19 protein-coding genes are annotated in these 21,425 nt (G+C 55.7%); 8 read left to right on the top strand and 11 right to left on the bottom strand.

Annotated features, from left to right (window positions below):
• Nucleotides 1–99: 99 nt before the first annotated feature.
• The 4 genes from BUE18_RS08730 to modA all read right to left on the bottom strand — a co-directional run bounded on the left by BUE18_RS08730 (nucleotide 100) and on the right by modA (nucleotide 3,660).
• Nucleotides 100–1,134 (bottom strand): TRAP transporter substrate-binding protein, encoded by a 1,035-nt coding sequence (locus tag BUE18_RS08730; RefSeq protein ID WP_073474939.1) that lies wholly within the window; start codon nucleotides 1,132–1,134, stop codon nucleotides 100–102.
• A gap of 279 nt (nucleotides 1,135–1,413) precedes the next feature.
• Complete coding sequence (gene modC / locus BUE18_RS08725) at nucleotides 1,414–2,160, bottom strand: molybdenum ABC transporter ATP-binding protein (protein WP_073474937.1); 747 nt, start codon at nucleotides 2,158–2,160, stop codon at nucleotides 1,414–1,416.
• Nucleotides 2,161–2,164: 4 nt separating this feature from the next.
• Nucleotides 2,165–2,866: a molybdate ABC transporter permease subunit gene (gene modB / locus BUE18_RS08720; RefSeq protein WP_139264658.1), complete on the bottom strand. Its 702-nt coding sequence runs from the start codon at nucleotides 2,864–2,866 to the stop codon at nucleotides 2,165–2,167.
• Nucleotides 2,863–3,660, bottom strand: coding sequence for a molybdate ABC transporter substrate-binding protein (gene modA, locus BUE18_RS08715; protein WP_083610880.1), 798 nt, complete (start codon nucleotides 3,658–3,660; stop codon nucleotides 2,863–2,865). Before modA ends, modB begins: the two co-directional genes overlap by 4 nt.
• 157 nt (nucleotides 3,661–3,817) lie before the next feature.
• Between modA and BUE18_RS08710 the strand changes: the two genes are divergently transcribed.
• On the top strand, nucleotides 3,818–4,936 hold the full coding sequence (locus BUE18_RS08710; RefSeq protein ID WP_073474935.1) for a substrate-binding domain-containing protein: 1,119 nt from the start codon (nucleotides 3,818–3,820) through the stop codon (nucleotides 4,934–4,936).
• Here BUE18_RS08710 and BUE18_RS08705 read toward each other — a convergent pair.
• Nucleotides 4,933–5,508, bottom strand: coding sequence for an L-2-amino-thiazoline-4-carboxylic acid hydrolase (locus BUE18_RS08705; protein ID WP_073474933.1), 576 nt, complete (start codon nucleotides 5,506–5,508; stop codon nucleotides 4,933–4,935). The genes BUE18_RS08710 and BUE18_RS08705 overlap by 4 nt on opposite strands.
• 181 nt (nucleotides 5,509–5,689) lie before the next feature.
• On the opposite strand from BUE18_RS08705, the gene BUE18_RS08700 reads away from it, so the two are divergent.
• From BUE18_RS08700 to hisH, 3 genes are read left to right on the top strand one after another with little or no spacing between them, the layout of a single operon-like run.
• On the top strand, nucleotides 5,690–6,223 hold the full coding sequence (locus tag BUE18_RS08700) for a CvpA family protein (RefSeq protein WP_073474931.1): 534 nt from the start codon (nucleotides 5,690–5,692) through the stop codon (nucleotides 6,221–6,223).
• 3 nt (nucleotides 6,224–6,226) lie between these two features.
• A complete protein-coding gene (mazG, locus tag BUE18_RS08695; protein ID WP_073474929.1) occupies nucleotides 6,227–7,027 on the top strand; it encodes a nucleoside triphosphate pyrophosphohydrolase in 801 nt (266 codons plus the stop codon).
• Nucleotides 7,024–7,653, top strand: a complete 630-nt coding sequence (gene hisH, locus BUE18_RS08690; protein WP_073474927.1) for an imidazole glycerol phosphate synthase subunit HisH — start codon at nucleotides 7,024–7,026, stop codon at nucleotides 7,651–7,653. Before mazG ends, hisH begins: the two co-directional genes overlap by 4 nt.
• 101 nt (nucleotides 7,654–7,754) lie before the next feature.
• On the opposite strand, the gene BUE18_RS08685 is transcribed toward hisH, so the two are convergent.
• The 3 genes from BUE18_RS08685 to BUE18_RS08675 all read right to left on the bottom strand — a co-directional run bounded on the left by BUE18_RS08685 (nucleotide 7,755) and on the right by BUE18_RS08675 (nucleotide 11,249).
• Nucleotides 7,755–9,065, bottom strand: a complete 1,311-nt coding sequence (locus tag BUE18_RS08685; protein ID WP_073474926.1) for an ammonium transporter — start codon at nucleotides 9,063–9,065, stop codon at nucleotides 7,755–7,757.
• Nucleotides 9,066–9,663: 598 nt separating this feature from the next.
• Nucleotides 9,664–10,407, bottom strand: a complete 744-nt coding sequence (locus tag BUE18_RS08680; protein ID WP_073474924.1) for a TFIIB-type zinc ribbon-containing protein — start codon at nucleotides 10,405–10,407, stop codon at nucleotides 9,664–9,666.
• Nucleotides 10,404–11,249, bottom strand: a complete 846-nt coding sequence (locus BUE18_RS08675) for an amidohydrolase family protein (protein WP_073474923.1) — start codon at nucleotides 11,247–11,249, stop codon at nucleotides 10,404–10,406. The genes BUE18_RS08680 and BUE18_RS08675 overlap by 4 nt, the downstream gene beginning before the upstream one ends.
• Nucleotides 11,250–11,554: 305 nt before the next feature.
• Here BUE18_RS08675 and BUE18_RS08670 point away from each other — a divergent pair, with 305 nt between their 5' ends.
• A complete protein-coding gene (locus tag BUE18_RS08670; RefSeq protein ID WP_073474921.1) occupies nucleotides 11,555–11,764 on the top strand; it encodes a hypothetical protein in 210 nt (69 codons plus the stop codon).
• A gap of 3 nt (nucleotides 11,765–11,767) precedes the next feature.
• On the top strand, nucleotides 11,768–15,028 hold the full coding sequence (locus tag BUE18_RS08665) for an ATP-binding protein (RefSeq protein WP_073474919.1): 3,261 nt from the start codon (nucleotides 11,768–11,770) through the stop codon (nucleotides 15,026–15,028).
• 7 nt (nucleotides 15,029–15,035) lie between these two features.
• Here BUE18_RS08665 and BUE18_RS08660 read toward each other — a convergent pair whose 3' ends face one another.
• Together BUE18_RS08660 and BUE18_RS08655 are read right to left on the bottom strand one after the other, a co-directional pair.
• Nucleotides 15,036–15,395: a cupin domain-containing protein gene (locus BUE18_RS08660; RefSeq protein WP_083610879.1), complete on the bottom strand. Its 360-nt coding sequence runs from the start codon at nucleotides 15,393–15,395 to the stop codon at nucleotides 15,036–15,038.
• A 109-nt stretch (nucleotides 15,396–15,504) separates the two neighbouring features.
• Complete coding sequence (locus BUE18_RS08655; protein ID WP_139264657.1) at nucleotides 15,505–16,302, bottom strand: hypothetical protein; 798 nt, start codon at nucleotides 16,300–16,302, stop codon at nucleotides 15,505–15,507.
• Between the two features lie 447 nt (nucleotides 16,303–16,749).
• Here BUE18_RS08655 and BUE18_RS08650 point away from each other — a divergent pair, with 447 nt between their 5' ends.
• Both BUE18_RS08650 and BUE18_RS08645 read left to right on the top strand, forming a co-directional pair.
• Entirely contained in the window at nucleotides 16,750–19,158 is a 2,409-nt protein-coding gene (locus tag BUE18_RS08650; RefSeq protein ID WP_073474916.1) for a 3-hydroxyacyl-CoA dehydrogenase/enoyl-CoA hydratase family protein, read from the top strand.
• A gap of 36 nt (nucleotides 19,159–19,194) precedes the next feature.
• Nucleotides 19,195–20,382, top strand: coding sequence for a thiolase family protein (locus BUE18_RS08645; protein ID WP_073474914.1), 1,188 nt, complete (start codon nucleotides 19,195–19,197; stop codon nucleotides 20,380–20,382).
• Between the two features lie 845 nt (nucleotides 20,383–21,227).
• On the opposite strand, the gene BUE18_RS28260 is transcribed toward BUE18_RS08645, so the two are convergent.
• Nucleotides 21,228–21,425: hypothetical protein (locus tag BUE18_RS28260; protein ID WP_211482793.1), on the bottom strand; the 198-nt coding region annotated here is incomplete at its 5' end.

Raw genomic sequence — 21,425 nt, 5'->3', positions numbered from 1 at the left:
CTCTTTACTTCCTGCTTGGCAAGGGCATTTTTCAATGCATTCCTGGAGGGAGCATCCATCAAAAATCTGGCATGCCAGACCGTCAGGGCACGGCTTTGTTCAGTTCCCCGCCCGATATTCTTTAAGATGCGCCAGGACCTGATCATAAATTTCCCGGGAATAAAGCTCCCCGGCCAAAGGCTCCCAAATCCCTCTGGCGCGATCCTGGATGCGCCTCAACTCTCCGGGCGGGGTTTCGGTCAACACCATGCCGTACTTGATCATGGCTTCCAGGCACTTTTCCGTATCCTGACGGGTCAGCGCATTAAAGGTTTTTGTCCATCCCCTGCGTTCCCTATGGATGGTTTCCTTGTGCTCATCCGAAAGCATGTCCCAGGCGTTTTGGGTGACCACCGGAAAGGCCGGCACATAGCGTATGTGCATGGCGTTGACATTATGCATGGTCGCATACAACTGGGCGCCCAGCACCCAGATGGCGGGCGCAATCACCCCCTCTGCAATGTTGGATCTGAGGGAGGAGGGAATTTCCATGACGCTCATGGGGGTGGCCGTGGCGCCCATGGTTTCCAGGAGCCTGCCTTCCAGAGGGCCGAACCAGGTGATGAAAGAGGATTTGGAAAAATCCTCCAAAACGAATATGGGGTGCTTAGCCGTGTAAATCTGGTCGAAATCCTGATCCAGCCAGGTCAGCAGCTTAAGGCCCTTCTCCTCCACAATGGCATCGAACTCGTCCGTCATTTGCTCGCGCAGATAGTCCACTTCATCATAAGACTCAAACAGGAAGGGAAGCCCCAGAACGCTGATGTCGTCGGCGAGTTTAAAGGTGCCTTCGCCGGAAAGCCCGGAGCCCTGCAACTGGCCGATCCTCATCTTTTTAAGGGTTTCTTCATCATTGCCCATGACCCCGCCCCAGTACACCTTGACCGACAGGGCGCCTGCCGTGGCTTTTTCCACTTCGGGGATCAGAATTTCGCGCACGCGCACTGCATAGCCCACGTCTTTGGGCGCCAGACATGCCAGCTTCCACTGGATGCGAGACTCTTCCTTGCCCGCCGACGCATAGGGCGTAGCGGCTAACAAAGCTATTGCAACTGCAGAAAAAACAAAAATGCGGGTGAAAAATTGAGACGCCATGGAACACCTCCCTAGCAAGTTTCCATCCTTGGATAAAATGTTTGGTGCGGCGTTGGTCGGAAAATTTAAATGTTGAACAAAGCAGAAAATGCAGGCCTAAGAACAGGCGCATCCGCGTCGAAATGAACTATGAGCGATTTGCAAAAAGGAAATTTTCAAGGCGCTTATGGGAGGATATTAAATCAGCAAAAATACGGGGTCAAGCATTTTTCCGTGGAGTTGAGGAGGCCGCAGCCGCCAGCGGGCGGCCAAGGTTTTGGAATTCATCAAAAACGGGCGTCAGGAAGCCAACTTAATATTCAGGGCGTGCAACGCCCCCCGGGATTCTCCGCCGCCCCTCATTTCCGCCAGAGTCCTGCTGCTTTTCAACGCCTCGAAAGGTCCGGAAGCGGCAACGCCTCCGTTTTCCAGCAAAACCAGGTTGTCCGCCAGTTTTTCAATTTCACTCAACATGTGGCTTACATACAGGATGGGGATGGAAAAGCCCTGGCTGAGCCTGCTTATAAAAGGAAGCACCTCGGACTTTCTGTTTTCGTCCAGGGACGCCAATGGTTCGTCCATCAGCAGCAACGAGGGGCTGCACAACAAGGCCCTGCCGATAGCCACGCGCTGTTTTTCCCCGCCGGAAAGCCGGGCCGGGCGGCGGCTTAATAAAGGGCCTATGCCCAGCATGTCCACCACTTCGTCAAAATCCACGTACAAGCTGCCCTTGGGCGCCAGTTTCATGCCGAATATCAGATTCCCCTTGACCGTCAAATGGGGAAACAGGCGTGCGTCCTGAAACACATAGCCCACCCTGCGCTGCTCCGGAGGAAGGTTGATTCCTTGCTCCGAATCAAACAGCTTGCGGCCGTTCATTTCGATCACTCCGGAATCGGGGGCGGAAAGGCCGGCCACCATGTTGACGATGGAGGTTTTTCCCGCGCCGGAATATCCAAACAGGGCCGTAACCCCGGAATCCTCAATGGTAAAGCCGGCTTGGATGGAAAACTCGCCCTGGTTTTTCCGGACCCTTACTTTCAACATAGTGCTATCCTTTTATATATTCGGCGAATCGTCCGGACATCCATTCGGAGGCCAGGAGCGCCGCCATGGCCAGGACAACGGCCACGATGCATAACCTTAAAGCGCCCATTTCTCCGTCCGGGATCTGGGTTAATGAGTACAGGGCCAGGGGAAGGGTTTGGGTTTCCCCCTGGATATTGGACACAAAGGTGATGGTGGCGCCGAACTCGCCCAGGCTTCTGGCGAAGGCCAAAATGGCGCCCGTGATGATTCCGGGAATCATAAGGGGCAAAGACACGGTGAAAAACACCCGGAGCGGACCGGCCCCCAAAGTGCGGGCCGCCTTTTCCAGGCCCTGATCCACGGAATCCACCGAAAGCCTCACGGCGCGCACCAGCAGGGGGAAAGCCATGACCGCGGAGGCGACGACGGCCCCCTTCCAGGTGAAGGCCACGGTAAATCCGAAAGCCTCATACAGAAACTTGCCGATAAATCCCTGGCGGCCCAGGGCCAGCAGCAAAATATATCCGGTAACCACAGGGGGAAGCACCAGGGGCAGATGGATTATCCCGTCCAGAACCCGCTTGCCGGGAAACTGCTTCCTGGAAAGGACCCAGGCTAAAAAAATCCCGGGGGGCAGGCTGCCGAAGACGGCCCACCCCGAAACTTTTAAGCTCAGTTTGACGGCGGTCCATTCCGCCGGCGATATGTTCCACAATTCATTCATCGAACGGCGAATCCGTATTCGGCGAAAACCTCGGCGGCCTCCGGCGACCCGAGATATTTCAAAAATTCCCGTGCAGGCGCCGAATCCTGCACCAGCGCCGCCGGGTAAACAATGGGCGGATGGCTGGACTCGGGAAATACGCCCACGACCTTCACCTTCTTGCTGATGGCCGCGTCCGTGGCGTACACCTGGCCCAAAGGCGCCTCGCCCCGTTCTACAAGCACCAGGGCCGCACGCACGTCCTTGGAGCGGGCGATCCTATTCTGCACGCCTTCCCACAAGCCCAGATTCTCCATGGCTTTTTTACCGTACATGCCTGCAGGCACATGGTCCGGGTCGCCCATGGAGAGGCGCCCGTCGCCGAGCAGCGCGGGAAGATCCAGACCGGAATCCACAGCCACCTTGTCTATGGCGCTGGATTCAGGAGCGATGAACACGATCCGGTTGCCCAGCAGATCCACCCGGGTCCCCTTTTGCGTTACGCCCCTTTCGTCCAAATAATTCATCCACTTGGGATTCGCCGATAGATACACGTCAGCCGGGGCGCCTTTCTCTATCTGCTTCGCCAATGTGGAGGAGGAGGCGAAGGAGAGCCTGATTTTGACTGCGTGTGTTTTTTCGAACATTTTGGCGATATCCGTCATAGCATTGGTTGTGGATGCGGCGGCGTAGACGGTGAGGTCTTGTTTTTCCGCGGCGGCGTTCCGGGGCGCGAGCCCTGCAATAAATAAAAACACGAAAAACAAAATTGTCAAGCAAATTCTAATATTATACTTTTTTGTAGATTTCAACATGCACTTCTTCCTTTCCTGGCTGGCTGGTTAAACAAACGCAAATCTTTCCCGCCCATGGGTCTTGCATAAAAGACGTTTGTACGGTACATTAGTCATGTACAGACGTCAACAGTATTTTTTAGACGACAGGCGTGTTTTTTAACGGGAAGGGCGGCGCATGCGCAAACAAAACGACTCCATTAGCTGCAAGGTCAAACAATTCCGGCAGGAAGCCGGCGTTTCGCAGGCTCAGCTCGCCGATCTTGTGGGGGTGAAACGGCAGGCCATATACGACATCGAGTCCGGCAAGTATCTCCCCAACACGGGGGTCGCCCTTAAACTGGCCAGGCATTTGGGTAGAACCGTGGAGGAGCTTTTTGTGGAGGAATGCCAGGAGGAAGCCAGCGAGGTTGTGCTGCCTGAAGGCGGCGAAGAGGGCGGGGGGCGGGTTTCCCTGGCCCGGGTGCGGGACAAGCTGGTGGGCTATCCCCTGGAGGGGGAGTACGCCTTTTCTCATGAGCTTAAAGCCGCGGACGGGGTGATTGACTCCAAAGGCAAGGGCCTTAAAATCCTGGGGACGGGATCGGCTGCGGAAAATTCGGTGTTTCTCATGGGGTGCGATCCGGCTTTTACGCTGTTGGCCGCTCACGTTTCCCGGAAGGATCCCAAAGCCCGGGTGTTATGCCGATTCGCCTCCAGCCACGCCTCCTTGAACGCCCTGGCCAGGGGGGAAACCCATATAGCCGGAACCCATTTGCACGACAAGCCGGGATTTTGCGCCAACGTATCGGCGGCCCGGGAGAAAATCGCCGAGACAGGAGGGCTTGTCATGGGTTTTTCCATGATGGAGGAGGGGTTTATGGTGGCGCCCGGCAATCCTCTGGGGCTGCGCTCGGCCGCTGATCTGGCGTCCGGCATGGTCCGCATCGTCAACCGGGAGCCCGGGGCCGCGCTCAGGGTGTTGCTGGATGACGAACTGGCCAAGGCCGGCGTTCCCGGGTCTGCAATCCCGGGATACGAAACAACGGTCAAGTCTCACAACCAGGGCGCCCAAATGGTGGCCTGCGGCGCAGCGGACGCCGCTTTGGGGCTCAGGCCCATCGCCCGCGCATTCGGCCTGGACTTCGCGCCCATTGCCGAGGTTCGGTGCGATTTGGTAATTCCTTCGGACCTGATTGAACATCCCACCATCCGGGTGATGCTGGACGTTATGCAGACCCGGCGTTTCCGCGAGGAGATCGACCTGTTGAGAGGCTATCATCCGGGACAGACCGGCGCGGTCATCGCCCGGTTTTAGGCGCCGGCGCCATCAGAGCCCTGCTTGTCGCCCTGTTTCATGATATATCGGAACAGGCAGTAGTCCCGGCCGGTTTCATGCCGGGTTTCCAGCTTCAAGACAATATCCGGGTTATAGCCCTCCAGAATGGCGTGATCGGCGTATTTGCAATACAAGGCGCCGTAATCGCCGAGCCCCCATTGCCGGGCGGCCTGGATGAACGTGCAGTTCCGCACTTTAAGCACCAGGTCCCCGTTGTCTATATTGGGCAAAAACCCGAAGTTGTCGGAGGATATATCCGAATAAATCAGCCAGTTTTTAAATGACAGGGGCTTGCCCATCGCCATAACCGCCTTGGCGATGCTTCGCCCCCGCTCCCTGCCGAAATGCTGAACCGCCTGCTTGACGACGGCCTCGCCTTGCTCGGCCCCCAGACGCTCCATGGCTTCCTTGGCAAAAGCCGCAAACAACTGGGCGGCAAGGCCGAAGCCCGGAGTGTGATACCGGGTTCCCGCAATTTTTTTCCTGGGCAGAACGTCTTTTAAATACCACCACGAAAAGCCCTGAAGTTTCTCCCTCTCCAAATCTTTCATTATCTGCTCCTGTTTTTATAAGCGTTTCATGAGAAGCTATACCCGGCCCGGGCGTGAATTCATAGTATTTTATTCAAAGAGTCCCTGCTTTGGAGCGCTTGGGCTTTATCGTCCTTGACTTGATCAGGGGCATCTGATAGCCCAATTTGCAGTTTTTTTTCCACGCCGCCTGGAGAGATTTATGAATGCATTGGACCTATTTATCTGTGTTGTCATCGCTATCGGGCTTGCTCGAGGGGTAATGCGGGGCTTGATTAAAGAGGCCGCCTCCATTGTAGGCGTCGTAACGGGCTTCTACGTGGCCATAGGCCATTACCAAATCCTGACGCCTTTGCTTTCACAGTATATCGATACGCCGGAAACCGTGAATCTTTTGGCTTTTTTCCTGCTTTTTTTCGGCGTGCTGATTGGAGTGGCGGCCATTGGCTCCATTTTAAAATACGTCTTGAAAATAGCGCACTTGGGCAATGTGGATAAAGTCTTCGGCGGCCTTTTGGGGCTTATAAAAGGCATTCTGGTTTCCGCGGCGGTGGTCTTTGCACTAACCCTGTTTTTGCCCAGCAATGAATCAGGGAGCGTCGGCAGGTCCAGGCTGGCCCCTGTGGTAACCAAGTCCTCCAAATTCATTATTGCGCTGGTTCCTGAAAAGGTCATGCAGGGTTTTTCGGACAAGACGGCGGAAATGAAGAAAAAATGGGAGGCCCAGGACGAGTAAACAGTGAATCAACCATTCCCCTCAAACGAATCCCCTTTTCAGGGGCTGCGAGAGCTTATAGCAACCCTGCGGGGTGAAAACGGCTGCCCGTGGGACCGGAAGCAGACGCCTGAGTCCATGCGCGTGTATCTGGTGGAGGAAATGTACGAGCTTCTGGACGCCCTGGAGTCGGACGAGCCTTCCGCTGCATTGGAAGAGTTGGGCGACGTGCTATTTCACGTCTTTTTCCTTTCCTGCATGTTCGAGGAAAGGGGCGAGTTTACGGCCATGGACGTGGCCAAAGCCAACACGGAGAAAATGATCGCCCGCCATCCCCACGTGTTCGGCGACGACCAAGCCAAGACGGCGGAGGAGGTCAGGGCGCGCTGGCATCAATTCAAGAAAAACCAGCAAAAGCCGAAACCGGAAAAACGGCTTTTGGACGCTGTGCCCAAAAGCATGCCCGCCCTGATGAGGGCGTACCGGATTATTGAACGGGCGTCCCGCGTGGGCGTGGATCGTCCGCCCATGGGAGCGGGCGTGGACGCGTTGGATCAAAAATGGGCTGGTTTAAGGCAGGCCTTTGACTCCGGCGATAAGGAAACCATATCGGAAAAGCTCGGCCCCTTTCTGTTGGAGTTGTCAGGACTCTCCAGACAGGCCGGAGTGCACCCGGAGAATTGCTTGACCCGGGCCGCGAACGAGTTTTGCCGATGCTTTTCCCACGCCGAAGAGGAATTGAAGGAAGCCGGCAAGGACTTGGAAGACGTCAACCCGGAAGAAATCAACCGGATTATCAAAAAATACGAAGAGGAAAAACCGTGATTGCCATAATTGACTACGATGCAGGCAACCTCACCAGCGTAGAGAGGGCCGTCCGCTTTTTGGGAGAAGATTGCACGGTCACCCGCGACCTGGATCTCATCTCCAACGCGGAGCGGGTTATCTTTCCCGGGGTGGGCGCAGCAGGCTCAGCCATGGAAAGCCTGAAAAAATACGGGCTGGACAAGGCCTTGCATGAGGCGATGAAGGCCGGGAAGCCCGTCCTGGGCATCTGCCTGGGCACCCAGATCATCACTTCGTTCAGCGAAGAAAACCAGGGAACCCAATGTCTTGGCCTGGTGGAAGGAGAAGTGCTTTGCTTTCCCGATGACATGAAGTCGCCGGATGGGGAAAAGCTGAAGGTCCCCCACATGGGGTGGAATAACGTGAAGGTTTTAAAAGATCACCCGGTGCTGGCCGGCCTCAAGCCCGAGCATCAGTTTTACTTTGTCCACAGTTACTATCCCATGGCCAAGGAAGCCGGGAACGTGCTGGCTCAAACCGAGTACGGGCTGACTTTTTCCTCCGTGATGGGGCGGGACAACCTGATCGCCACCCAGTTTCACCCGGAAAAAAGCGGCAAGCCGGGATTGGCGCTTTTAAAGAATTTCATCGCCTGGAAGCCTTAGGGCGAAAGCCATAACGTAAAAAAGGGGCCGGCGAAAACTCGCCGGCCCCTTTTTTTGTTCCTTTTCAACCTGAGGACTTTGCGACCCCTCAAATCAGGCTGTTAGGCCAGGTTGTATCCGTGCTCGGCATGGAGGGAATGATCCAGGCCGGTCAGCTCCATTTCTTCATCCAGACGGAAGCCCACGGTTTTTTCCACCAGCAGACAGATCACGACTGTACCGGCGGCGGCCAGGGCGACGGTGGCGCCCATGCCCAGGGCCTGGACGCCGAACTGGCTGATTGCAGACCATCCCGGAGAAGCGGCTGCTGCATCGGCCATCCAGGAATCCCGAATGAAAAAGGCCAGTAGCAAAACGCCCAGGCCGCTGCCCACGCCGTGGATGCCGAAGCAGTCCAGGCTGTCGTCGTATCCGTATTTATCCTTTGCCTGCAAAGCGATGAAGCAGGCGACGGAGGACAAGGCGCCCAGCACGATGGCGCCCCAGGGCTCCACCACGCCGGCGGCCGGGGTGATGACTACCAGCCCGGCCAGGATGCCGGAAACGAAGCCCAGGGAGGTTGCTTTATTGAATTTTACGGCTTCAATGAGCATCCAGGTGCAAGCGCCGGCGGAGGCGGACACCTGAGTCATGGTAAGCGCCCTGGCGGTGTCCAGGCCGCTGGAGACGGTGGAGCCGGCGTTGAATCCAAACCAACCCACCCACAAAAGGCCCGCGCCCATCATGGTCATGACCATGTTGTTGGGCTGCATGGGGCGCTCCGGATAGCCATGCCTTCTGCCCAGGAACAAAGCGGCCGCAAGGGCGGAAACGCCTGCGGAAACGTGAATGACAAGCCCGCCCGCCAGATCGATGACCCCCGCGGCGCCGGAATTGAACAGCCAGCCGTCGGAAGCCCAGACCCAATGGGCCAGAGGGCAGTAGATTCCCAGAAACCAGAGCACGATAAACAGGATGTAGCCCCTGAAATACACGCGTTCGGCCACGGCGCCGGAAATCAGGGCCGGCGTGATGATGGCGAACTTGCCCTGGAACATGGCCAGGACGTATTCCGGCACGCCGTTGGTAATGGTTTCATCAATGCCCTTTAAAAAAAAATAATCGCTGTTCCAGCCGACAAATCCCCCCAGAATGTTTTTACCGAAAGCCAGGGAGTAGCCGCACACCACCCACAACACGCCGATGACGGCAATGGACACAAAGCTGTGCATCATGGTGCCCAAAACGTTCTTTTTACGAACCAGGCCGCCGTAAAACATGGCCAGGCCGGGAACCATGAGCAAAACCAGGGCGGTTGACGTGAGCATCCAGGCGGTTGTGCCGGAATCGCACGGCGCCCCCTCCTGGGCGAGAGCGGCCTGGGGCAGCGCCAGGGCGATAAAAAGCAACAATAAGGCTATCCTTTTTTTCATTCTATTCCTCCTCATTTGTGAACTCGGTCTTTCAATAGGCTGGGTTAGGCCAAACGGAGTATGGTATGGCAAGGATTGGGCCAAACCAGATAAATAGTTATAACATTCTGTAATTTTGAAGTATAATTATCAAAGCAATGATTATCCCGCCGGCAGAGAAATTACATTAACGTAATAATAAATGATTAATTAATACATAAACGTTATAAAATGGCGCCATCGATACGAATTAGGCGTATATTGCACCCAAGAGCCCTGGCCCCGCCCAGGGACAGGGCCGAAAACAGGCCCCGAGCGATCAAGGACCCGGTTTTTCTTCGCGCGCTGCATAGATATAACATACTGTTTATATAATAAAAAATCGACTTCATCCACGGGCTGGACAAAGGACGGGCCAGCCGGAAGAGAGCCTGCCGGGGGAAGGGGATTGGGCCTCCGGAAAGAAAGGAGGAAAAGAAGCAGCCATGCAATTCCGTATTGGCAAGACGTTCAATTGACGAAAATTACTTTTAAATAGTTAGTTATTACAAATTTGTCATCAAAAGAGGCGGGGAAACCCTTGGGGCGTGCGGCGGCCAGCGCAATCCCCCGGCGAAGATTAAAAACGGCCCAAATAATACATGCCGTTCTTCCAGGCCCACCACAGCCGCCAGCCTGAATAGGCCATTAAAACCCAACCCGCAAATTGAATGATATGCCCATGAAGATTATGCAGCCTGTAGGCGGCGCCTTTGGAAGCAAAGGAAACGGCCTGCTCATTGTCCGTCATGAAAGCAGCGCCCCATATAAAGGCGAGGGAGAACCCCATGCGCACGGCCCCCTCGGCAAAGCCTGCGAGACCGCCCAGATAAAGCATTGCGCAAATAATGTAGATAATGGCCGCGGCTCCGGCCAGCCATACGGACAGCCCGCCCGGGATCGATTGGGAAGCGACGGCTTTTTCCGCCATGGTTGCAGCGCGCTCCCTGAAAATTTCGGAGCCGCTAAGGAATTGGGCGACCATGGGGAACTCGCCGCCGTCCAGCCAGACTCCTTCGCAGGCGGGGCATTTATCCACCATGACATTGGAATTGTAGGCGTAGTTGGTCTCCTCCAAGGAGGCTTTGTTGCATCGGGGGCAGGGGCGCTTTTCCGGCCCCGGGCGCTCCCGGGGATAGGTGGAAGTGTTGAGACGGCTGGAGAAATCAAGATACAGGGGCGCCTTTCCTGCGTCCATTACCTTGACGCTGGAAACCAGCTCCCCGGGATCGAACCAGCCGCCCTTGCATTTAGGGCACTGAAAAATGCGATAGCTGCTGGTTCGCTCTTCCTCCAAAGGGATCCCGCATGCGGGGCATTTCATGATTCTATTCCCAGAACCTTTGCTGCACTTTCCCCTAAAATCTTTTTGGCTTCCTCTTCGCTGAGGCCTGCGCCTGCAATTTCCTTAAAGTAGCGCATGGGCCTTAACAGGGGAAAATCGCTGCCGTAAAGCACTTTTTCCGGCCCGATGATGTCGCAGGCTTCTCTGTAAATCCTTTTGTCGTAAAGATAAGGGGAGGCTGCAGTATCGTAGTACACGTTTTCCAACAACTCCTTAGCCTGTTTTTTCAACATATGAAAAAAGAAGATGCCTCCGCCCCAGTGGGCGAGGACTACCTTGTTTTCAGGAAACCTGGCGACCAAATTCCAAATTTGATCGGGGGTGACGGGAGTCTTGCCCGGATACATATGGCCCACCGGCTCGTTGGTGTGAATCAAGACGGGAGCGTCAAACTCCCTGGCTGCGTCCATGATAGGCGCAAGGCGGTCCAGAGCCTCGCCGTCAATACCCGAACGATACAAAGCCAGTTCGCCGATGCCTCCGGCGCCCGCCTCCAGGCAGCGCCGGGCTTCGGATAAGGCATTTTCAGCCATGACGTCAAAGCAGGCGAAGCCGATCAGGCGGCCGTTGCTTCGTTCCGCCGTGGCCAGGATGTAATCGTTATGGCGGCGGCTCAAATCTTCGTCCTGCCAGGGGAAGCCGAAGACCACGGACTTGTCCACCCCGTCTTCATCCATGGCGGCGATGATGTCCGTTCCGCCGCACAACTTGGATTTTTCAGGCTTGTAAAGCAGCTCAAAAGCCGGTTCACCGGAAAAAAACCGCTCCCGGTTTTCCCGGATCTGGCGCGGAAACAAATGCGTATGAAAGTCGATAATCATGACATATCCTTTAGTCTTTTCGTTGATTCGCCGATTCAGCCCCGCCTTTGCAAGCGCATCGGCCGGAGACTAACCAAGTAAAAATATAGCTATTGCGGTTGACTTTGGCAAAGAATATTGAGCATAATGCCGGGCGGGGTTGACGATAGACGAGGGTCTATCCAACCAACGCCTAACCATATTCAATCAATACCCTTAACTCCCTGTACAAGTTTTTTCAAGGCTCCTTTAGAAGGCACGCAAGTTGCATATTATGCAATTTAACAAAACCTTTCTAATTAAGGAACTTAGGAATCGAAAACGTCATGCGTCGGATCTTAAAACACAAAGGGGCCGGAGTCTTGCTTTTTATCCTGGCTTTTTTGGCAATATGCTGGCCGTTTATGGCGCACTCTTTGTACCAGGTTGTGGAAGAACGGTATGTGCATCTTTTTATCGCCTGGGCGGTTATTATCGTCCTTCTGTTTTTCCTGAGCAAGACAGCCGTGCAAGACGATGACAACCCCGAGGGATAGTGCATGTTCCAACCCGCAACAATCCTTGTTGTGATTATCCTCTACGTAGGCGCCTTGCTTTTGGTCGCCACCAAAGTGGAGCGCATGGCTTCCAGGGGCTCCAATCCCTCCAACACCCCGCTTGTTTACACCCTTTCCCTGGCCGTCTATTGCACCACCTGGACCTATTACGGCAGCGTGGAAAGCGCGGCTTTCTCCGGCATGCTTTTTCTGACCATTTATCTTGGCCCGACCCTTGGCGCGATTTTTTGGGGAACCGTTCTGCGCAAGCTGGTCAGAATCAAAAAACAGCATAGAATCAGCAGCATAGCCGATTTTATAGCCGCCCGGTACGGGGCATCCCAGAGGCTGGCGGCCCTCACGACCGTTATCGCCCTGGTGGGCATAGCGCCGTACATTGCCCTTCAATTCAAGTCCGTGGTCAACACCTTTGAACTGATTTCCGCCCATCAGGGGCTGACGCCTTCGTGGATTGAAGCCAACGCCGGACCGATAATGGCCGTATTGCTGATTATCTTTACGATCATGTTCGGAATGCGGCGCCTGGACCCGACGGAGCAGCATCAGGGCATGGTGATGGCCGTAGCCATTCAATCGGTGATCAAGCTGGTTTCCTTTCTGGCCGCGGGAATCTTTGTGGTCTTTTTTCTGTTTGACGGCGTGGGCGATTTGGCCGCCCAAATGCCCAACGCCCATATCGGGAAGGCCGTTTCCGGCATGCAGGCCGATGCATCCACGTTTCTCACATGGTGCACCTATCTGCTTTTGGCCATGTCCGCCATTTTGTTCCTGCCGCGCCAATTCCATGTCGCGGTTGTGGAAAATTCTGAGGAAAGCCACATTCGCACAGCCATGTGGGGCTTCCCGCTTTACGTATTTCTCATTAACATTTTCGTGCTGCCTATCGCCGCCGCCGGGCTGATCAAAGGTCTGCCCGAGGTTAACGCCGACACCTTTGTCCTGGGTCTTCCCCTCCAATACGGAAGCCCCCTGCTGGTCATGATTGTTTTCATCGGCGGGTTTTCCGCCGCCATGAGCATGATCATGATTTCCGCCATGACCATGGCGACCATGATCACCAACCACCTGCTTTTGCCGGTCATCGAGTTTTTCGGCTGGCTCGGGTTCATGCGCAAACAGATCCTCAAGGCGAGATGGGCTTCGGTGGCGCTGGTCATTTTATTGGGCTACTCGTTTGAAGCCTCCATAGGGCACAGCTACACCCTCATCAACATGGGCATGATCTCCTTTGGCGCCGCTCTCCAGTTCGCTCCTCCCATCCTGGGAGGAATCATGTGGGAGCGGGGCAATCGCAGAGGGGCCTTGTGGGGCCTGAACATCGGCTTTGCAACCTGGGCGTACACCTTGCTCCTCCCCTCCTTCGTCCGCAGCGGCTGGCTGCCCGTGTCGTTCTTGATAGAAGGGCCCTTTGGAATCTTCCTGCTGAAACCCGAGGCTCTTTTAGGGCTATCCAGCCTGAGCCCCCTGACCCATGCCGTCTTCTGGACCATGCTTTTGAATTGCAGCTTTTACATTATTTTTTCCCTCCTCCACGAACCCGCGGACGAAGAAGCCAGGGTGGCCCAATCCTACGTAAACGCCCTCTCGCCGACCACATTGCAAAAAGCGCTGAGCCGCTCCGAGCCGACCATTGCGCTGGAGGAAAAATCCCAGGACATCCTCAAATTGTTCAAACGCTATTTTTACGCCAACATCAGCCGCAACATGCTGGATCTCTGCATTGAACAGGCGGGGCTGCAAAGCCGGGAAAAAATCAATGTGCTGGAATGGGCGGATTTATGCTCCCGGGCGGAAACCCTGCTCGCTGGATCCATTGGGGCAGCCACGGCGGGCAAAGTTTTCCGCCAGGCCAATCTCTATTCTCAAAATGAATCCATGGAGCTTTCCGCGATTTACGGAAAAATACTGGCGGACCTGCGGCTCACTCCGGAAGACCTGAAGGAAAAAATTGACTATTACAAAGAAAAGGAATCCCTGATCCAGGAGCACGCCAAAGACCTGGAGGCGAAAATCCAACTGCTGCAGGAGCAAATACAAAAGCGCAAGGAAACGGAACAGGCCCTGAAAAAAAGCGAGGAGCGCTACCGCACCCTTTTGGGCACGACGCCGGACGCCGTGGTCGCTTATGACGAAGAGGGTTTGGTGCAATACGTGAATGCAGCCTTTGTCCAAACCTACGGATGGTCGGAGGACGAGCTCATGGGAAAAAGGATCGACTTCGTTCCGCCCCATGAAGCGGAAAGAACCCGCCAGGCCCTCGGCGAACTTTCCAGCGGAAAATTCCTGGACCTGGAAACTCAGCGCCTGACCAAGTCTGGGGAGATCCTGGACGTTCTGCTGAAAAGCGCCCCGTTTTTCAACCACGAAGGCAAGGTCATCGGAAGCATGGTCATCCACCATGACATCACGCAGCGGAAAAAAGCCCAGGAGATGATGGTGCAAACCGAAAAGATGGTTTCTCTGGGGGGATTGGCCGCAGGCATGGCGCACGAAATCAACAACCCTCTGGCCGGCATCATCCAGAACGTCCAGGTGATCATCAACCGGCTGACCCAGCGCATCCCCGCCAATATCAGGGCGGCCCAACAATGCGGAACCACCATGGAGGCCATCTCGCACTATGTGGAATTGCGCGGATTGACCGGCATGTTTCAATCGGTGGTGGATTCAGGCAGCCGGGCGGCGCGCATCGTGGACAACATGCTGAGTTTCAGCCGCATGAACCAGCAGCCGGTCATGAAGGCCGTGGATATGTGCGCTCTCATCGACAAAACCGTGGACATTGCTTCCAGCGACTATAATATCAAGAAAAAGTATGACTTCAGACAAATCCGCATTGTTCGGGATTACGAGGCGAACCTTCCCCCCGTCCCTTGCGAAGAAGGCAAGATACAGCAGGTCATCCTGAATCTGCTGCGCAACGCCGCCCAGGCCATGGCCGAGCAAAAAGGCCGGCAGACCCTGCCCACCATCACCCTGAGAGTGGGCGCCTATGACGCCAAAAACGTCCGGGTGGAGGTGAGCGACAACGGCCCCGGCATGCAGGAGGACGTCCGCAGGCGAATTTTCGAGCCTTTTTACACCACCAAGGCCGTGGGCCAAGGCACGGGTCTGGGGCTGTCGGTTTCCTTCTTCATCATCACCGAAAACCACAAAGGCGCCATGTGGGTGGAGTCCAACCCCGGGCAGGGCGCATCCTTCATCATCACCCTGCCCTTTGAATCTCTTGTCAAATACAAATAGCCTTTTTTTATTTCTTGGGAACGTAGCGGTCTGCGTCCGCAAAATAATCCATGGCTGCGGAGCGTTCCAGGAATAAGGCTGAGTGAGGCGTGCCGGCCGGGATGTGGTAGTAATCCCCGGGGCCGTAGGTTTTGGTCTCGCCGCCGATGGTCAGGTCGATTTTTCCCGCGATGACCATGCCCCATTGCTCCCCGTGCGAGTGCTCGGGAATGGCCAGGCCCTTGGGCAAGTCGAAAAACACCACTTGCTGATTGGCGCCCTGAAGCAGCCACCCGCGCACCCCTTCCACCGGGATGTCGATTTCAGGCAGCGTGCGGACAAAGTCGGGGTATGGGGTTCCGTCCCACAAGGGCAGATCTTTCATCATGGCGCGTTCTCCTTATAAAAATTCAGGTAAAAAAAAGGTCTGGCTTTATAAACGGCCTCATTACAGCACCGGGCCTGGGAATAATCAAGGCGAAACGTTTTGGCATCGCCTAAAGCCCGGGCAAGGGCGGCATGGAATACAGGATGCGGTCGATGAGGGCGATCTGCCCGCGGAGCCGGCGCTCGTCGGCATAGGCGGTGCGAACGCCTGAAAGCAGCCGGGTTTCCATGTTCTGGCCCGCCAGCTCCCTTTCCTGGGTCCGGGCCTTGTCCAAGTGAAAAAGGCACCAGGTCCGCTTTTCGGCCAGGTATTCCTCCGGGTCCCTGTCCGTTGGAATTTCCTTGAACAAGGCGAGAATCTTTTGCAGTACAGCCGGAAAATCCTCTTTTTCCGCATTTTTTTCAATAAATTTTTGGGCCAAGGCAAGCAAATCGCCGGTCCAGCAGATGCCCGAGGAACGAAGCAGGGCCAGGGCGTTATTTACGGATTCCTTGTTGCTGCAAAACGCCAACGCCCGGACAAGAGGCTCCGGAATTTCCACGGTCAAATGCAGTCTTTTGATATAAGCCGCCAAATCAGCCGCACCGACCCCAATCATAATATTTTTTAAAGCGCCGGGTAAAATAAGCTCTGTTTTTTGGACTCTTCCTTTTAAAAAGGCCGTGATTTCATCCTGCTCCTCTTGGGAAAGACCTTTTCCTTGCAGAACCGACTCCAGGCGAGCCCTTGACTCCAGGTCGGGAAAAAGCAACAGTTCCCGGGCAGTTTCCGCTTCCTCCCAATCCGGATCGGCCAAAAGGACGGCCAACTCCCCCCTGCTTACGCAGCCGGCCACGGCCTCCAAAAATTCCAGGTCACGGTCTTTAACCGTGATCCCCTTGGTGAAAAAGTCACCCCCAAGTTGCATTATTTCAACCAATTCCTGTTTCACGTCAATCCTATGAGAGCTACTTCTCTGTGGTTGTTTTAGTACGCCTTTTCAACGTTATTTCAGGCATATCAGAAGCATTTGAAATGTGCAACGCCCGGGTGACTGAGGAAGGCTTCATATTTTGATGCGTTGTTGCAAGGCCGCTCAGAGGCAGTTTCACGGCCGTAAAAACCGAACGGAATATTTTTGTAAATGATTCAATTTAAATGCTAATAATGCTATTTTTTGGACCCAAAAGGGCTTATTCCAAGCTTTTCACTTGACATGGGTCCATCATCCTTGTAAAAGCTGAATTTGTCCTCATTTTTCTCCGGCATGGCAAGGAAAAATGAATATAAACGAATGGTTAAGGTAGGTAACCGCAAATTCGGACTCCGGCTTTTAAGCCGCGACAATAAAAAGGTTATACTAAAGGAGGATTTTATGGTGAGACGGATTCGTAAGGCAGCCGTTCTGGGCTCTGGAGTCATGGGTGGAGGCATTGCCGCCCTGCTGGCCAGCGCCGGAATCAAGACTCTGCTTCTGGATATCGTGCCCTTTGACCTCACGGACGAGGAAAAGAACGATCCCAAGGCCAGAAACCGCATCGTGCAAGCCGGATTTGACGGCATTGTCAAATCCAAACCGTCCCTGTTCATGAACGCCAAGGATGAAAAGGCGTTGGTGCAAGTCGGCAACTTTGAAGACGACTGGGACAAATTGGCCGAGTGCGACTGGATTGTGGAAGTGGTCGTTGAAAACCTCAAGATCAAGCAAGAAGTTCTTGCCAAGGTGGAAAAGGTCCGTAAGGCCGATGCTATCGTCAGCACCAACACCTCCGGCATTCCGCTTGAAGCCATGAGCAAGGAGCTGAGCTCCGAGTTCCGCCAAAATTTCATGGGCACCCACTTCTTCAACCCGGTCCGTTACATGAAGCTCCTCGAGCTCATCCCCGGCGCTGAGACCAAACCGGAAGTCCTGGACTTCATGAAGGACTTTGGCGAACGCATCCTGGGCAAGGGCATCGTGTGGGCCAAGGACACCCCCAACTTCATCGGCAACCGCATTGGCGTGCAGGGCATGGTGCAGGCAATGCAGCTCATGGTGGAAGACGGCATGAGCATTCCCGAAGTGGACGCTCTGTTCGGCCCCGTTCTGGGCCGCCCCAAGACCGCCATGTTCAAGACCGCCGACCTGGTGGGCCTGGACACCCTGGGACACGTCGCCAGCAACACCTACGAGCTGGTGGTGGACGACGAGGCTCGCGAAACCTTCAAGGTGCCCGAGTTCGTCAGCCAGATGATCGAAAAGAAAATGCTGGGCAACAAGACCAAGGGCGGCTTCTACAAAAAGGACATGACTCCTGAGTGGAAACTGATTCCCAAGGTTCTGAACCCCCAGACCATGGAATACGAAGAGTTTGAAAGACCGACCTTCCCCTGCCTGGACGCCGCCAAGAGCGCCAAGGGCCTGGCCGAAAAAATCAAGACCGTGGCATACGCCGACGACAAAGGCGGAAAATTTGTATGGAAGGTCCTTTCCAACGGTCTGATCTACGCGGCCAACCGCATTCCCGAGATTTCCGACACCATCGTGGAAATCGACAACGCCATGAAATGGGGCTACAACTTCACCCTCGGGCCCTTCGAGACCTGGGACGCCCTGGGAGTCAAAGAGTCCGTTGCCAAGATGGAAGCCGAAGGCCTGACCGTTCCCGCCAAGGTGAAAGACATGCTGGCCGCCGGCGTAGAGTCCTTCTACAAGTTTGAAAACGGCATTGACTACTACTTTGATTTCGCAGCCGGCGAGTACAAAGCCATCGAGCTGAGCCCCACGATCATCTCTTTGAAGGGCCTCAAGGGCGCCGGCAAAAAGGTCATGGGCAACAACTCCGTGTCCCTGGTGGACCTGGAAGACGGCGTGTTCTGCGTGGAATTCCACACCAAGATGAACGCCATCAACGCCGAACTGGTGGACGGCATGGGCGAAGCCCTGGCTTACGTGGATGACAACGGCATCGGCGTGGTCATCGGCAACCAGTCCCCCGGCTTCCCCGGAGCTTTCTCCGCGGGCGGCGACCTGGCTTACATGCTGGGCCTTGCCAAAGCCGGCAAATACGCGGACATCGACGCTTTCCTGGCTCGCGCTCAGGGCGGCATGATGAATGCGCTGTACTCTTCCTTCCCCGTTGTGGCGGCGCCCTTTGGCATGACCTTGGGCGGCGGTTGCGAAACCTGCCTGGCGGCCGACAAAATCGTGGCCCATTCCGAGCTGTTCATGGGTCTGGTGGAAGTGGGCGTCGGCCTCATCCCCGGCGGCGGCGGATGCATGAACACCTGGAAGAAGTTCGTCCTGTCCACGCCTCCCTGCGTCAAGGTGAACGACTTGCTCCCCTACTTCATGCACGTCTTCCAAAACATCGCCATGGCCAAGTTCTCCAACTCCGCTGCTCAGGCCCGCACCATGGGCTTCCTGGGACCCAAGGACCGGATCGTCATGAACCGCGACTACCTCATCGGCGAAGCCAAGAAAGAGGTTCTGCGCATGGTGGACGCCGGTTATGCACCGCCCCAAAAGAAACCCATCCCCGTGCTTGGCAAGGCGGCTCAGGGTCTTGCGGATCAGCAGCTTTTCGACATGCTGGCCGCCGGTTATATCAGCGAACATGACGCTCTCATCGCCAAGAAAGTCGCCTACATCATCGGCGGCGGCGACGTCCGCGACAACAGCACGGTTGACGAAGACTACATCCTGAGGCTGGAGCGCGAAGCTTTCGTGTCCCTGTTCAAGGAAGAAAAGACCATCGCCCGCGTCGAACACATGCTGGCCACTGGCAAACCTCTTCGCAATTAATGAACTACTTTTCCCAACATCAGGAGGGATAGATATATGAGAGATGCATACATAGTCAGCGCAGTGAGAACCCCGGGATGCCGCAGGAACAAGGGCGCCTTCAAGGACACCCGCCCCGAGGCCCTGCTGTCCCACATTCTGAACGCCGCCGTGGATAAGGTTCCTGGCATGGAAAAAGGCGACGTAGACGACGTTATGATGGGCTGCTCCTTCCCCGAAGCCGAACAGGGATTGAACATAGGCCGCGTGGCCAACCAGATCGCCGGCTTCCCCATTGAAGTCTCGGGCGCCACGGTCAACCGCTTCTGCTCCTCCGGACTGGAAGCCATCGCGCTGGCCAGCTCCCGCGTTATGGTGGGTTGGTCCGACGTCACCATGGCCGGCGGCGTGGAATCCATGACCTTCGTGCCCATGGGCGGCAACATGCCCCGTCCGTACCCGAACCACACTCAGGCCGGCGGCGCCGACCTGTACTGCTCCATGGGAACCACCGCGGAAAACGTGGCCAACCGCTACGGCGTATCCCGCGAAGCCCAGGATGAGTTCGCCTACAATTCCCAGATGAAGGCCGCCAAGGCTCAGAAGGAAGGCCTGTTCGGCGAAATCGTTCCCACTCCGGCCGTCAAGTACGTGATCGGCGAAGACGGACTGTCCAAGCAGGAAACCTTCCTCCAGGATTTTGACGACGGCGTCCGCGCCTCCACCACCCTGGAAGGCCTGGGCAAACTCCGCCCCGTGTTTGCAGCCGCCGGCTCCGTCACCGCGGGCAACTCTTCCCAGACCACGGACGGCGCAGCCGCCTGCGTGATCATGTCCGAAAACAAGGTCAAGGAACTGGGCGTCAAGCCTCTGGCCAAGCTGGTGTGCTACACCACCGTGGGCTGCCGCGCAGACGAAATGGGCGTAGGCCCCCGTTACGCCATTCCCAAGCTGCTGGACAAAGTGGGCATGACCATTGACGACATCGGGCTCTGGGAAATCAACGAGGCCTTCGCGTCCCAGGCCTTGTACTCCATCCGCGAAATCGGACTGGAAAAGTACATGGACAGAATCAACATCAACGGCGGCGCCATCGCTCTGGGCCATCCCCTGGGATGCACCGGCGCCAAGCTGGCCGCCACCCTGCTGTACAACATGAACAAACACGGCGTGAAATACGGCGTGGAGTCCATGTGCATCGGCGGCGGCATGGGCGCGGCAGCTCTGTTCGAGCTGTGCGACTAATTCCGCCCGTGGCTGCACGCAGCCAAATTGCATAAAGAAATACAAAACAGGGCCGGTTTTCCGGCCCTGTTTCATTTTTAAGCGGCATAGGCCGGGATTTGGGGGTATAGTCTCCCGCAACGGGATAATGGAGCCCTCTTCATAGGAAGCGCGAAACATGGAAACGCCCCAGCTGACGGCAAGGGCCTTGGTTATCCCTCCCTGAATAAAGATCCTCCATGCCCGGAAAAAACCGGTAAGTTAATGCGCCCAATCCGGAGGCCTTCCGGGCGCCGCCGTTTTTCCGACGATTTCATAACTCGGGAATCCGGGGCGCCGCTTTTCCTTGGGCGGAACTGGCAGAGCAGTATCCTGCCTGGGTGCGTCAGCACAACAGGCGCGGCCTAATCTCTTCCCCAAACCCAAAAATGTTTTACCTCCCTTGAATGCATCCTTATTCTCATTCCCATGTTGCACGTGGGAATGCATACCGTGGCGCCATCCTCCATTCGAATAAAAATACGGCCGACAAATATCCCTGTTCTTTCGCCGTCATTCCCGAGTGTCTTTATCGGGAATCCAGCGTCCCTATCCCTGGCCGCCCCAACATCGTAGGTTGGGTAGAGCTTGCGAAACCCAACAAATGCAGGCGCGAAGCGGCATCCTTATTTTTTGGTCGCCCGCGCAGGGGTTGGGTCTCCCAATCCTTTGGCAGGGGAACCCTGCCCCTACGTCCCTTCCCCACTGGCGGGGGAAGGTCAGGATGGGGGGGACTCGTTCCCATGTTGTACGTGGGAATGCATACCGTGGCGCCATCCTCCATTCGAACAAAAATACGGCCGTCAAATATCCCTGTTCTTTCGCCGTCATTCCCGAGCGTCTTTATCGGGAATCCAGCGTCCCTGGTTTTGTCTCTGGGCGGCGTCGGCAGAGCAGTATCCTGCCTGGGTGCGTAGCATTCTTTGTTCAAGCAGGGTTGATTCCTTAGCCAGGGCTTTCAACAAGCCTTTGCCTTTTGAAAAAAGAGTCCTTACGGACCCCGGCAGCACACTACGCTGCCGCGG

Origin of the sequence: Desulfatibacillum alkenivorans DSM 16219, assembly GCF_900142135.1 — a bacterium.
In the GTDB taxonomy this organism is placed as follows: domain Bacteria; phylum Desulfobacterota; class Desulfobacteria; order Desulfobacterales; family Desulfatibacillaceae; genus Desulfatibacillum; species Desulfatibacillum alkenivorans.
This window is presented reverse-complemented; position numbering and strand designations above follow the sequence as displayed.

Bases quoted from the DNA above. Each gene is read 5' to 3' on its own strand.
- modB (WP_139264658.1), bottom strand. From the start codon at position 2,866: ATGAATGAATTGTGGAACATATCGCCGGCGGAATGGACCGCCGTCAAA.
- modC (WP_073474937.1), bottom strand. From the start codon at position 2,160: ATGTTGAAAGTAAGGGTCCGGAAAAACCAGGGCGAGTTTTCCATCCAA.
- BUE18_RS08665 (WP_073474919.1), top strand. From the start codon at position 11,768: ATGTTCCAACCCGCAACAATCCTTGTTGTGATTATCCTCTACGTAGGC.
- BUE18_RS08650 (WP_073474916.1), top strand. From the start codon at position 16,750: ATGGTGAGACGGATTCGTAAGGCAGCCGTTCTGGGCTCTGGAGTCATG.
- modA (WP_083610880.1), bottom strand. From the start codon at position 3,660: ATGTTGAAATCTACAAAAAAGTATAATATTAGAATTTGCTTGACAATT.
- BUE18_RS08700 (WP_073474931.1), top strand. From the start codon at position 5,690: ATGAATGCATTGGACCTATTTATCTGTGTTGTCATCGCTATCGGGCTT.
- BUE18_RS08685 (WP_073474926.1), bottom strand. From the start codon at position 9,065: ATGAAAAAAAGGATAGCCTTATTGTTGCTTTTTATCGCCCTGGCGCTG.
- BUE18_RS08655 (WP_139264657.1), bottom strand. From the start codon at position 16,302: ATGCAACTTGGGGGTGACTTTTTCACCAAGGGGATCACGGTTAAAGAC.
- BUE18_RS08705 (WP_073474933.1), bottom strand. From the start codon at position 5,508: ATGAAAGATTTGGAGAGGGAGAAACTTCAGGGCTTTTCGTGGTGGTAT.
- BUE18_RS08730 (WP_073474939.1), bottom strand. From the start codon at position 1,134: ATGGCGTCTCAATTTTTCACCCGCATTTTTGTTTTTTCTGCAGTTGCA.
- BUE18_RS08645 (WP_073474914.1), top strand. From the start codon at position 19,195: ATGAGAGATGCATACATAGTCAGCGCAGTGAGAACCCCGGGATGCCGC.
- BUE18_RS08670 (WP_073474921.1), top strand. From the start codon at position 11,555: ATGCGTCGGATCTTAAAACACAAAGGGGCCGGAGTCTTGCTTTTTATC.
- BUE18_RS08710 (WP_073474935.1), top strand. From the start codon at position 3,818: ATGCGCAAACAAAACGACTCCATTAGCTGCAAGGTCAAACAATTCCGG.
- BUE18_RS08675 (WP_073474923.1), bottom strand. From the start codon at position 11,249: ATGATTATCGACTTTCATACGCATTTGTTTCCGCGCCAGATCCGGGAA.
- BUE18_RS08660 (WP_083610879.1), bottom strand. From the start codon at position 15,395: ATGATGAAAGATCTGCCCTTGTGGGACGGAACCCCATACCCCGACTTT.
- BUE18_RS08680 (WP_073474924.1), bottom strand. From the start codon at position 10,407: ATGAAATGCCCCGCATGCGGGATCCCTTTGGAGGAAGAGCGAACCAGC.